At 36.6% G+C, this 13098-nt stretch carries 10 protein-coding genes; all 10 read left to right on the forward strand.

The window, feature by feature from the left end; genetic code table 11:
- Positions 1–26 precede the first annotated feature (26 nt).
- Entirely contained in the window at positions 27–224 is a 198-nt protein-coding gene (locus EGM88_RS04335) for a hypothetical protein (protein WP_123896752.1), read from the forward strand.
- A gap of 219 nt (positions 225–443) precedes the next feature.
- On the forward strand, positions 444–1592 hold the full coding sequence (gene egtB / locus EGM88_RS04340) for an ergothioneine biosynthesis protein EgtB (RefSeq protein WP_123896753.1): 1149 nt from the start codon (positions 444–446) through the stop codon (positions 1590–1592).
- 1 nt (position 1593) lies between these two features.
- The gene (egtD, locus tag EGM88_RS04345) at positions 1594–2595 is read left to right on the forward strand and encodes an L-histidine N(alpha)-methyltransferase (protein WP_238988372.1); all 1002 of its coding nucleotides are present in this window, start codon (positions 1594–1596) and stop codon (positions 2593–2595) included.
- Positions 2596–2597: 2 nt separating this feature from the next.
- Positions 2598–3260 carry an aspartate/glutamate racemase family protein gene (locus EGM88_RS04350; RefSeq protein WP_123896754.1) on the forward strand — a complete coding sequence of 221 codons (663 nt, stop codon included), beginning with the start codon at positions 2598–2600 and terminating at the stop codon, positions 3258–3260.
- 119 nt (positions 3261–3379) lie between these two features.
- Positions 3380–4234 carry an SDR family oxidoreductase gene (locus tag EGM88_RS04355; RefSeq protein WP_123896755.1) on the forward strand — a complete coding sequence of 285 codons (855 nt, stop codon included), beginning with the start codon at positions 3380–3382 and terminating at the stop codon, positions 4232–4234.
- A 591-nt stretch (positions 4235–4825) separates the two neighbouring features.
- Complete coding sequence (locus EGM88_RS04360) at positions 4826–7069, forward strand: beta-galactosidase (RefSeq protein WP_238988373.1); 2244 nt, start codon at positions 4826–4828, stop codon at positions 7067–7069.
- Positions 7070–7079: 10 nt separating this feature from the next.
- A complete protein-coding gene (locus EGM88_RS04365; protein WP_123896757.1) occupies positions 7080–8927 on the forward strand; it encodes an alkaline phosphatase D family protein in 1848 nt (615 codons plus the stop codon).
- Between the two features lie 14 nt (positions 8928–8941).
- Complete coding sequence (locus EGM88_RS04370) at positions 8942–10870, forward strand: CRTAC1 family protein (protein WP_123896758.1); 1929 nt, start codon at positions 8942–8944, stop codon at positions 10868–10870.
- Positions 10871–10881: 11 nt separating this feature from the next.
- Positions 10882–11646: an enoyl-CoA hydratase/isomerase family protein gene (locus EGM88_RS04375; RefSeq protein ID WP_162497542.1), complete on the forward strand. Its 765-nt coding sequence runs from the start codon at positions 10882–10884 to the stop codon at positions 11644–11646.
- Between the two features lie 8 nt (positions 11647–11654).
- Positions 11655–13097 carry an aldehyde dehydrogenase family protein gene (locus tag EGM88_RS04380; RefSeq protein ID WP_123896760.1) on the forward strand — a complete coding sequence of 481 codons (1443 nt, stop codon included), beginning with the start codon at positions 11655–11657 and terminating at the stop codon, positions 13095–13097.
- Position 13098: the final 1 nt, after the last annotated feature.

A 13098-nucleotide genomic window follows, 5' to 3' on the forward strand; every position in this document is an offset into this window, starting at 1 on the left:
ACTAATAACTTAAAAAAAATAAAATTATGAGTCAAGTAACAAGCTGCCCAACTTGTGGAGGAAAATCAAAATTTAAAGAAAATAATAACAAAATAACTTATCAAGCCATTGAAGATGATGAGCTAATAAAAAAAGTAGTGCAACTTAAAAAAGCCATGCACAAGTATAAAGAAAAAGCTGAAAAACTTGAAAAAGAATTAGCTGAAATTAAAGCTAAATCATAGTAGAAGAAATACCATTATTTAACAATGATAATCTATTATAAAATATAATTTTACATGATACTATCATAACAAAAAAAGGTAAAAAAGCGGTTTACATAGCCGAATATTATAGAGTTTACGTAGCTTTAAGCAATTATTTTAAAGAAAGAGTTAACCTGGAAAGCCAAACAGATTAAAATAAACCACTTTTGGAATCCAACAAATTAGGGACTTGAATACATGAATATTAGTGAAATATATAAACAGATAAGAGAGCAAACAACAGTTTTTTGTAGTTACTTACAAACTGAAGACTATTCAATACAAGTAGTTAAGTTTGCAAGCCCACCTAAATGGCATTTGGCTCACACAACATGGTTTTTTGAACAATTCATATTGAAAGAATATGTAAAAGACTACAAACTGTTCAATAAAGATTATAACTTTCTATTTAATAGCTATTATAATAATGTCGGCAAAAGAATATTGCAAGCCAACAGAGGCAATATGTCTAGACCAACTATTGATGAAATATACGCGTACCGACAACATGTAGATACAAATATGCTACAATTACTTAAAGGGACCCCTAACAAACAATTAACAGATTTAATAATTTTAGGATTAAATCATGAACAACAACATCAAGAATTATTGATTACTGATGTTAAATATATGTTTGGACACAACCCAATTTTTCCTCTACTAGATAAATCATACAATCTTGTTAAAGATAAAAATACAAAAACAGAAACCATAAAACTAAAAGCAGGAATATATGAAATTGGTTATCAAGGAAACAACTTTTGTTATGATAACGAATTAGGCGTTCACAAGGTTTACATTGATGATTTTGAAATAGATAATTATTTAGTTACCAATGGCGATTATCTAAACTTTATGCAAGATGGAGGCTATGCTGATTTTAATCTTTGGTTAGACGATGGTTGGTCATGGCTAAATAGGCATCAAATTAATTCACCTATGTATTGGCATAAAGTGGAAGAAGAATGGTATTGTTATACCCTTTCCGGATTACAAAAAGTTGATAAAAACGCCATTTTATGTCATATAAATTACTATGAAGCTAATGCTTTTGCTGAATGGAAAAACAGGAGGCTACCGACGGAATTTGAATGGGAAATTGCATCTCAAAAAATGGACTGGGGCAAACGTTGGGAATGGACTAATAGTGCATATTTACCTTATCCTAATTTTAAAAAAGAAAATGGAGCCTTAGGTGAATATAATGGTAAGTTTATGAGCAATAAAATGGTATTGAGAGGTGCTTCTGTTGCCACATCTAAAAACCATAGCAGACCTACTTATCGTAACTTTTTTAACCCAACTGAAAGATGGCAATTTACTGGAATTAGATTAGCTAAATAACATGACTGAAACCTATAAAAATAGAGTTAATAACTACCCTAAAGAAAACTCTAAAATGATTGAAACATTTAAGAATGAAGTTGCTGAAGGCCTAAATTCTACCCCTAAAACTCTACCGTCTAAATATTTTTATGATAAAAAAGGTGATGCCCTTTTTGTAGAAATAATGAATCTACCTGAATACTACTTAACCAGAAGTGAATTAGATATTTTTAAAAATAAAACCCAACAGTTAATAAATGCTATTGATTTAAAACCTAATACTTATTTCGAACTAATTGAACTTGGTGCTGGTGACGGCTTAAAAACAAAAAAGTTGCTAGATTTATTAGATAAACAAAACTTTGTTTTTGATTATTTTCCAATTGATATATCAGCAAACTCCTTAAATTTATTAGAAGAAGACTTAGCTAGCACATACCCAAATGTTTCTGTAAAGAAAAAACAAGGCGACTATTTTGAAGTATTAGCTTCATTAAAAAATAGTAACAAGCCTAAAGTTATTTTATTTTTAGGCTCAAATATTGGAAACATGAACGACCAATTGGCAAAACAGTTTATTCATAATTTAGGAAAGAACCTACAACATGGAGATAAATTAGTATTAGGTGTTGATCTAATAAAACCTAAAGAAATAGTATTACCTGCCTATAATGATAATAAAGGAATAACAGCCAAATTCAACCTTAATCTTTTAAATAGAATTAATAATGAACTAAAAGGTAATTTTGATTTAAAACAGTTTAAGCACCAACCAGAGTACAACGAAAAAGAAGGTATCGCTAAAAGCTTTATTGTAAGTAAAAAAAATCAACATGTAGAAATAAAAGCACTAAAGAAAACTTATAATTTCACTAAAGGTGAAAAAATTCACACCGAAATATCAAGAAAATATAATGATTCAATTATAAAAAATATTATTTCAAACACTCAATTAACTATTGAACACAAAATTATGGATAGCAAAGCATACTTTGCTGATTATATCCTTACAAGAAGTTAATAATGAAAAAAACAAATCTTGCCGTTTTTGGACTTGGTAGCAGATCCACTCTATACTACATAAAAGAATTAAATAGATTATTTAATAATCAAAAAAAAGGATATAGTACCTGCCCGTTTATTTTATTAAATGCAGATTTTAATACAATAAATTCACTTTTACCTAATCCATCAGAAAAATTAGACACAATTACTCATCATTACATCAAAGAAATTGAAAAATTAGATATTGAACAAATTTTAGTTCCTAACATTACACTTCATGAAACCATAGATCGGTTAATAATTCATAAAAAAATAATTCATCCAATTCATTTAACCGCTTCTAAACTTACACAAAACAAGTGGACTAAAATTGTACTGTTCGGTTCGTTACACTCCATGACATCAACTTATATTGGTTCAAACTTTAAACTAAATGGAATTGAAGTAACACTTCCTTCTAAAGAAGATATGTTTAACATTGATGAATTTCGAAAACAGGTGTATAATGAAACAGAAACTATAAAAACGATTAAAAATTATCAGTCTATAATTTCTAAATATTCTAAAAATTACCCTGTGGTATTGGCATGTACCGAATTATCTATTTTTAAAACAGCGAGTAATAATGTTTTAGATATGGCAGAAATTCAAATTACAGAAGCTATAAAGAGTATTTTATAGATTATCTCATTTCTACCATTTTTAAACTATGATTCACCTACAGTAATTCTAAACAAATTTTCACTTTTGTAGAGTAAAATACATACTATTATATACACAACAGAATACATTTAAATATTATGAAAATTGCAGTAACATCAGCAAGTGGCAAATTAGGAGCTTCTATAGTAAAAAACTTAATCTCAAAAATTGGTAAAGACAATGTCGTTGGAATAGCGAGAACACCAAGCAAAGCATTACATTTAGGTGTAGAAATAAGAGAAGGCGATTATAATAACCGTGAGCATTTTAACAAAGCGTTGCAAGATATTGATGCTGTATTACTGGTTTCAGGTATGGATAATCCACAAAAAAGAATTCAACAACATAGAAATGTAATTGAAGCCGCTAAACAAAACGGTGTAAAAAAAATAGTATACACAAGTATTGTTGGAGCTGAAGAAAACAATGCTTTTAGCCCAATAGTTCAGAGTAATCGACAAACAGAAAAAGATGTAAAAAATTCTGGTTTAGACTGGGTTATTGGTAGAAACGGTATTTATATAGAACCAGATTTAGAGTACTTAGATACTTATATTGAAGAAGGTGAAATTAGAAACTGTGCTGACCAAGGCAAATGTACGTATACAAGCAGAGAAGAATTAGGTTTTGTTTATGCTAATTTACTTATTAATGATAAGCACAATAGTAACACCTACAACCTTGTAGGAAATCCTGTTACTCAAAAAGAGCTTACAAATATTATTAATCAAGTATATCACACCAACCTTATTTATAATTCGGTTTCAGTAGAAGATTATGCTACAGAAAGAAAAGCTGCTTTAGGTGATTTTTTGGGAACAATAATAGCTGGAATTTATCAAGGAATAAAAGAAGGTGCTAACGATGTAACTTCTGATTTTGAAATTGCAGCTGGAAGACCACATAAATCTCTTCTTGAAATGATTAAAACTTACACTATTCAAGAAGGATAACAAATTAGAATTTTAGTAGTAAAATTCCTATATAAAAAATTAAAATAGACTCTATTTAGTAGTGTTATATCAGGGTTTCTACACTTTAACATCTAACACCCTAATAAAAAACACCTACAAATCTAATCAAACTCAATTCTTTATACATTTTAAAAGCTTGCATCTTCAGAAATAGAAGGCATAATTTTCTATTACAAAAACAAACAATTAGTTTCTAAATTTGAGTAATAATAAATCCAAAATAAGGATAAAATATAACAAATTACAGAATAAAAAAATCTCAACATCCCAAGCAAAAAAACGCATCAAACGTCAAGTCAAGCACTAACCACAAGGCATTTCTTTTGAAATTACTAGACAAAAACTATACAAGCTTAGATTAGTTTAATAATTCCATGATTACCATAAAAAGATTGTATAATTTAATCTCCGAAAACTAAAATATTTTTTTTCAAAAGACTCAATTTAAATAATATAATTTTTAAAATAATGATTAAAACAACAACATTTTATACCAATTTAAGACCATTATTTTTAACATTCACTCTAAGTTTTATACTATTACTTTCGTGTAATAAAACGAGTAAGCCAATGACTCATAAAATTTGGGGTTACAATTCCGAAATAATTCTAGATGATTTTGAAAACACAACGATCAACGAGAGTTTAAATACTTTTAAGTCGAAGGTAGAATTAGATTCGAAAGAGGCTACAAGAGGAAAACAATCTTTAAAAGTTTTCTTTAAAGGGGATGAAAAGGAATCAGGATTTGTAATTGCCCCAAAAACACCTTGGTCCATCGACCCCAATAAAAAATATTGCCTCGTTTACGATGCAAAAAGTCTAAACGGTGAATCTTCTTTTATAACGGTCGAGGTCGAAAACGACAAAGGGCAATCTACACGAAGAATCGTCAATATCCATCCCAATGAGTTCAATTCCTATTTCTTTGAGATCACCACTCAAAAAGAGGATATAGAGAGTGGTTTAAGGGATACGCCCCCAGCATGGAAAACGGATGCCATTCACATGAAAATTAGTGGTCTGTTGTATCAAATCGATTTTTCAAAAGTGGCGAAAGTGAGTTTTTATCGATCTCAAGGTCTCAAAGACAAAACGGTTTTAATAGATAACATCCGTCTTGTTGAAAGTCCGGAAAGGGACCCTAATTTTCTAAAGGGTATCGTAGACAAGTTTGGGCAGAATGCAAAAAGGGAGTTTCCTATAAAGGTACATTCCGACGAAGAGCTGAAAGCAATAGCCGACGAAGAACTAAAATCGTTGGCAGAGTACACCTTAATGCCCGATAGAAGCCAATATGGTGGTTGGAAAGACGGACCAAAACTGAAAGCTACCGGATATTTTAGAAAAGAAAAGTATAATGGTAAATGGGCCTTGGTAGACCCTGAAGGCTACTTGTTCTTTTCCATAGGGCTGGCCAATGTTAGAATGGCCAACTCTACCACCTATACCGGAATAGACTATACCGATGAGAAGATCAAATATAGAGATCCCGAAGATGTTACCCCCGAAGACTCAAAGGGCATTGTTGAAGTGCCGTTGGAAATTATGAAAACCGGGTATGTGGCAAACAAATTAAGAAACGACATGTTTCTGGAGTTGCCCTCCTACGACAGTCCTTTGGCCAAACATTACAGTTATAGAAAAGAATCGCATATAGGGCCTATACAACATGGGCAGACCTATAGTTTTTACAGGGCCAACCTAGAGAGAAGATATGGGAATTCATTTTTTGAAAAATGGGTGGAAGTAACGGAAATCCGAATGCGTAATTGGGGGTTCACCTCTTTTGGAAACTGGATCGACCCTGCTTTCTATCACAGAAACCAACTGCCCTATTTTGCCAATGGTTGGATTATCGGTGATTTTCAAAAAGTATATTCGGGCCAAGATTATTGGGGGCCCATGCCCGATCCCTTTGACCCCGAATTTGAGCGTAGGGCCAAAAAATCGATCGATGTGGTGGCCAAGGAAGTTAACGACAACCCATGGTGTGTTGGTGTTTTTATAGACAATGAAAGAAGCTGGGGCTCCGAGGCTTCGGTTAACACCCATTATGGGTTGGTGTTGGACGGCCTATCCAAGGACATGAACAGTTTCTTAAAACAAAAATTCATGACCATCTTAAAATCAAAATATAAATCCATAGCCGATTTAAACAAATCATGGGAAACCAATATTACCTCATGGGAAGAACTGGAAAAGGGAGTAGACTATAAAAAGCATGAGAATTTTAGCGTAGGCATGCTGGCCGATTTTTCGGTCTTACTGGAAACCTTCGCCACAAAGTATTTTAAGGTAGTTCACGATGCCCTCGAAAAAGCCATGCCCAACCATATGTATTTAGGGTGCCGGTTTGCGGTTTGGGGCATAACGCCCGAGGTTAGAAAATCGGCCGCAAAATTTGTCGATGTTTTTAGCTACAACTATTACAAAGAAGGTATCGGCAAAAAATACTGGAAGTTCTTGGAAGAGATAGACATGCCAACATTAATTGGTGAATACCACATGGGAGCCTCCGATTCCGGATTGTTCCACTCCGGTTTGGTCCATGCCGCAAACCAAGAGGATAGGGCCAATATGTGGGCCGATTATGCCCTTTCTACCATAGACAACCCTTATTTGGTCGGGGCCCATTGGTTCCAATATTTAGATTCACCTATTACAGGTCGTGCACATGACGGCGAAAATTACAATGTGGGCTTTGTTTCCACGACCGATATCCCTTATCCGGAGATGATCAAAAAAGCCAAGGAAATCAACTCTAACTTATATACGAGACGGTTTGGAAATATAAAAACAGAAGAAAAATAATCTTTTTACAATGCAGACTATTAAATCCATAATATTGATATTACTGCTTACTTACTTCCATTTGAGTAATGCCCAAGATGAAAGTATTATCAGGTTGCCCGATAACATTCAACCAAAAGACCGCATTGCTTTTGCAATGTATACCGTACATGAGAATACATTAAAAGTAACAGCTCAATTTCATCCACTTAAAAACTATACGCCTATTTATGCCTCTTTAGAGATTGAAGAAAATGGTAAATGGGTAGAAAAAGCGAAAACCGAAATTATTTATCCTGGGTACACTGCCCCTTTTAGAATTGAGAATTGGGATGATACCAAAGAGAAAAAATACCGCGTAGCTTATAATAATGAAGCTTTTTATGAAGGAATAATCAAGAAGAACCCAATAGATAAAGATGAGTTTGTACTGGTAGCATTGACCTGTAATTCTATGTATCCAGAGCATGGTGGTGATTTACCTAAAGACGATATCGTAAATAACATCTTAAAGTTAGATCCAGATTTAATATTCTTCTCCGGAGACCAAGTGTACGAACATAACGAACATTATTTGGCGTGGTTAAAATTCGGAAGGGAATTTAGCGAGGTTTTTAGAAACACCCCTGTTATCATAACTCCCGACGATCATGATATTGGGCAAGGAAATTTTTGGGGCGAAGGTGGTAAAAAAACAGACGAAAGAAGAGGTATTTATGGTGGCTACTATATGCCCGCCGAATACATTAAAGAGGTTGAACGTGCACAGACCAGCCACCTTCCAGATCCTTATGACCCAACTCCTATAGAACAGGGAATAGGGGTTTATTATACCGATTTAAAATGGGGAGGTATCAGCTTTGCCATTTTAGAGGACAGAAAATTCAAATCAGGTTTAACGGCCCTAGCGGAGGCCTATCCCGATATTTTCCCCAACGGACCGTATGAAGCTATTTTTGATAAGAATATTGATACCCGTAAATTCGATTTAGACGGGTTGACCTTGTTAGGCGAACGCCAATTAAAATTCTTGGAAGATTGGACTACCGATTGGGAAAATGCCGAAATGAAAACCGTTCTATCACAAACGGCATTGGCCATGGTGGACAATTATACAGGAAAATACGATAAAGAGTTTTATGCGGATTTTGATTCCAATGCTTGGCCACAAGCAGGAAGAAACAGGGCCTTAAAAGTTATTAGAAAAAGTTTTTCCCCTACCATTACCGGAGACACACATTTAGGTGCCGTAGCTAAAATGGGAATTGAAAAATGGGGAGATGCAAGTTATAATTTTACGACTCCGGCCATTGCTAATTTTTGGTTAAGATGGTGGCACCCAAAAACCCCCGGTAAAAACAGGGATAAAAATGCACCTAACTATACAGGTGATTTTTTGGATGGATTTAAAAATAAAATTACCGTAAAGGCTGTTGCAAATCCTACATTACCAGAAATTAAAGAGGGCGGATATTTATCAACTAGGGCAGCTGGTTATGGTATTGTCAGATATAACAAACCACAAAGAACAATAACCTTTGAATGTTGGCCAAGAAATGTAGATATACATAAACCGGATGCCAAACAATATCCGGGGTGGCCAATCACCATTTCACAAGAAGATAATTTCAGTATAAAGGATGGTTATCAACTACCCAAATTGGTTATTTCTAAACCGGACCAAGTGGTAACTATTAAGGAACAATATACTCGCGAGGTGATTTCATCTATTAGAATTAAGGGAAAAGAGTATCGACCAAAAGTTTTACATCAGGGTGAATATATCATTCTTGTAGGTGAAAACAACAACATAAAAAAATTTGAATACGTAAAGGCTGCTAAACGAAACAAAAAGGAAATAAATGTCACGATAAAATAAATTGATATCGCAAAATGAAAATAAGGCCATATATCTATTGTCTCTTGGTAATCATATCCTGTACAAGCTCTAAAAAGGAGCGTCCGAGTATTGCTGATACCTCCATAAAGTTTTCCGAAGTCACTGAAAAGGTGGGCTTAAAAACCGAAAACAATTGGAAATATGGGGGGCCAACTATTGCCGACATCAACAATGATGGTAAATATGATCTGTTGTTGGGAAATCACGATACTTCGCCGATTCAATTATTCTGGGCACAGGAAGACGATACGTTCGTAGAGCAAAAAGGACTTTTTCCCAAAGCGGATTTACATGGTATGGCAGCGGGCGATTATGATAAGGATGGCGATCTGGACATCTTAATTTCCTTGGGGGGTGGCAATGGTACCACGCCACAGCCCCAACGTTTATTGAGGAACGACAATGGCAATTTTGTCGATGCCACCGAAGAAGCGGGACTCTCCGAAATGGGTGCCCGTGGACGCTCGGTACGTTGGATAGACCTGGATAACGATGGCGATCTCGACTTTCTACAGATTAACGCCCAACAGATGGTCAATGAAGATATTCCAAGGAACATTTTGTTTGAAAACAATGGTGACGGAACCTTTACCTACAGAAAAAGTGAGGTTTTTGAAAACATTGATGCCGAACGCTTATTGATTACAGATTTTAACAATGACGGCATATTGGACCTGTTGACCTTTTCACCGTACTCCCCTTTCCAATTTTGGAAAGGAAACAACGATTTCACTTTTACCAATCTTTCCCAAGAATGGTTGCCAGAAAATCTGCAAAGCATGGCACAGGTAAGCACCGTTGCCGAGGCCGATTTGGACAACGACGGCGACATGGACTACTACTTGGCCCGGGGGAAAAGCTACTATCAAATTGCAAACAACTCCATTTCGTTCAACGAAGATGAAAAACGTTTGGATTTAAGGGACGAAGGCAATAAAAGTCATGATGGCATTACCTTTTACGCCGATGCCGATATAGAATTATCGGATTTCTATCGATTTCCAAGAGGCCCGGAAAAGCCGCGTATTCCCTTGTTTATAGGTAACTCGAAAACCGAATATAAAATGCCTTATGAAGTTCAAAAAGTAACCCAGACCGAAGCAAAGGGTTTTCCTGAAAACCTAGATAAAAGCGGTTGGTATCTGGGGTATTTGGGAGAAGGCAAATGGCGGTTGGAATGGTTGCTAAAATTGGATTTGGCCTGGGATGTTAGGGCCTCGATTATCGGGGTTACCAAAGTGGAACCGGACTGGGAACCACAGAACCTGGGCGTGCCGGATATATTGTTGGTCAATGAAGGAACTCATTTTAAAGATGCTTCTAGCAGCCTGCCCAAGGAAAGTCTTGAAAATAACTGGGGAATTACAACGGCAGATTTTGATAACGACGGACTTAGCGATTTTTTCCTATATCGTTTTGGGGGATTGATCCAAAGAACGGAAGACGTTCTTTTAAAAAACAAGGGCAACCTACATTTTGAAGCCATTACCGATCACGGTGCCAATCACATCCCCGCCAAGGCCCATGGTGATATGGGAGCGGCCTTCGATTATAATCTAGACGGTAAGGTTGATGTTCTAAGCGGTGATGACGACAATGGCCAATGGCTTCTCTACCAAAACAAAACCGATTCAAAAAATAACTATGTGTTCTTTTGGGTAGGAAATTCAAAATCGGGGGTTGATGCTTACGGAGCTAAAGTAAAGATAACAACGGCTTCTGGAAGTCAATTCAAACTAATTGGTTCGGGAAGTGCCTCGCACGCCCAAAGCTTTTTGAATATGGTCCATTTTGGTCTGGGTAGGGATAATAAGATAGAAACTGCCGAAATAATTTGGAGGAACGGGGAAAGAGAATCCCTTTCAAATATCGATGTGAATACAGCGTATCAAATTCCCAACGAATTAAATAAAGGCAATTAATACATATGAAAATGATAGGTTTAAAAATAAAAAATCGGATAGGCTATATAGTAATCAATAAGCCAAAGGCAAACAGTTACGATATAGACTTTATGAAGCTAATGGCGGACATTATTGATGAAGCCGTTGCCAATGATGAAGTTAAGGTAATAGCGATAAAGAGCAAACTGAAAAAGTTCTTTTGTGCCGGGGCGGACATCAATATGTTTCAAAAAAACACGACCGACCAGAACAAAGAGATGGTCAAGTACGCCAATTTGGTAGCCGAAAAATTGTCAAAAAGTCCTAAGATCACGGTTGCCCTTTTAAACGGGCACACCTTGGGCGGAGGTTTGGAACTGGCCTTGGCCTGTGACATACGATTGGCTTCCGATGCCGAATATTTAATTGGGTTGCCCGAAGTGAAATTGGGACTAATGCCCGGAAATGGTGGAACCCAAAGGTTGATTCGACGCATCAACTTAAGCAGGGCCTTGGAGTTTTTATTGAACGGAGATCCTATAACTCCAGATCAGGCCTTCGAAATCGGTTTGGTGCATCAGTTCTATCCCGAATCGGAATTCAATACGTTAACCGCAGAATATTTGGAAAAATTGGCTTCCGGTCCTGCACAGGCCATGAGTGCCATAAAACAAGCAGTCTACCAGGGCAGCGAAATGTCTTTGGAAGAAGGATTGCAATTGGAAACCGAATTGGCCAACTCCTTATACGACACCGATGACGCAAAAGAAGGATTAAAATCCTTTGTTGAAAGAAGAAAACCAACCTATAAATAGTTCAAAAAATGGAAAAGATATATCATACTTATATCAATGGTGAATGGATCAAGAAAAGTTCAGGCGACAAAATAGAAGTTGAAAACCCCGCTACGGGAGAAGTCTTTGCTACCATGTACACGAGTACTATCGACGAGACCCAACTAGCATTGGAAGCGGCCGAAAAAGCCCAATTTGCCTGGCAAATGTTACCTGCCCAGGAAAGGGCGAACTATTTGTACGCTATCGTCGATAAATTAAAGGAAGAGAAAGAGCACTTTGCCAAGTTATTGGTAATGGAGCAAGGAAAAACCTTGGTAGAAGCCCGATATGAAGTTGATGATACCATTAGGTATATAACCTATTCCGCGGAAGCGGGAAGAAGGATCCAAGGAGCCATTTTTCCTTCCGAAGCCCCTAACGAACAACTGTCTATCCACAAAGTGCCCTACGGTGTTACGGTCGGACTTATGGCCTTTAATTATCCCTTGGCCTTGATCGGACGCAAAATCGGTCCGGCCTTGATTACGGGTAACACAATGGTCATAAAACCTTCCGAATTAACGCCTGTGACAGCATCGGAATTTTGTAGGGTCGTGCATGAAGCGGGACTCCCAAAAGGGGTTATTGGCATGGTCGTTGGCTATGGCCATGATGTTGGGGCCTATTTGGTGGAAAATCCCATTACAAAACTAATTTCCATGACCGGAAGTACACGAGCGGGACAGGCCATTTACAAAGCGGCTTCACAAAATATTGCAGGTTTGGTTCTGGAGCTTGGTGGAAAAGCCCCTTTTATCGTATTGGAAGATGCGGATATCGACAAAGCCGTCGAGGCTGCCGCTATCTCCCGCTACGCCAATTGCGGCCAGGTATGTATCTGTAACGAAATGGTGTTCGTAGATGAAAAAATTGTAGACGAGTTCACCGAAAAACTTATAAAACGGGTCAAAAAAATTAGAGTTGGAGACCCGATGACCGATGTGGATATGGGCCCTAGCTTAAGCCCCAAGGGACTCGAGCACATCGAAAATATTGTAAAGGAAAACCTGGCCCAGGGTGCCAATTTGGTGCTGGGAGGAAAACGTCCTGAAGGAAAACAATTTGAAAAGGGCAATTGGTACGAACCTACCGTGCTTACCGATGTTAAACCCGGGCAGGCAACGGTTCAAGAAGAAATGTTCGGACCTGTGCTACCCATTGTAAAAATAAAAGGGTACGAAGAAGCCAAAGAGTTGTTGAACAAACGGGAGGATAGCCTATCGGCATACTTGTATACGCAAAACCACAAATTGATCATGCGTTCCATACAAGAATTCCAAACCGGGACCATATTTATAAACAAACCTATTGTGGGGTACATACAAGGCTACCATTCCGGACACAAAAAAGCGGGATTCGGAGGGGAAGACGGTGTTTATGGTATTGAGCAGTACTTACAAAAACGAACAATTTACATGAGTTACGAATAAA

This window comes from Aureibaculum marinum (assembly GCF_003813905.1).
GTDB classification, from domain to species: domain Bacteria; phylum Bacteroidota; class Bacteroidia; order Flavobacteriales; family Flavobacteriaceae; genus Aureibaculum; species Aureibaculum marinum.

Coding starts and splice junctions, on each gene's coding strand:
- EGM88_RS04335 (WP_123896752.1), top strand. CDS start 27: ATGAGTCAAGTAACAAGCTGCCCAACTTGTGGAGGAAAATCAAAATTT.
- EGM88_RS04355 (WP_123896755.1), top strand. CDS start 3,380: ATGAAAATTGCAGTAACATCAGCAAGTGGCAAATTAGGAGCTTCTATA.
- EGM88_RS04380 (WP_123896760.1), top strand. CDS start 11,655: ATGGAAAAGATATATCATACTTATATCAATGGTGAATGGATCAAGAAA.
- EGM88_RS04370 (WP_123896758.1), top strand. CDS start 8,942: ATGAAAATAAGGCCATATATCTATTGTCTCTTGGTAATCATATCCTGT.
- EGM88_RS04360 (WP_238988373.1), top strand. CDS start 4,826: ATGACTCATAAAATTTGGGGTTACAATTCCGAAATAATTCTAGATGAT.
- egtB (WP_123896753.1), top strand. CDS start 444: ATGAATATTAGTGAAATATATAAACAGATAAGAGAGCAAACAACAGTT.
- EGM88_RS04350 (WP_123896754.1), top strand. CDS start 2,598: ATGAAAAAAACAAATCTTGCCGTTTTTGGACTTGGTAGCAGATCCACT.
- EGM88_RS04375 (WP_162497542.1), top strand. CDS start 10,882: ATGATAGGTTTAAAAATAAAAAATCGGATAGGCTATATAGTAATCAAT.
- egtD (WP_238988372.1), top strand. CDS start 1,594: ATGACTGAAACCTATAAAAATAGAGTTAATAACTACCCTAAAGAAAAC.
- EGM88_RS04365 (WP_123896757.1), top strand. CDS start 7,080: ATGCAGACTATTAAATCCATAATATTGATATTACTGCTTACTTACTTC.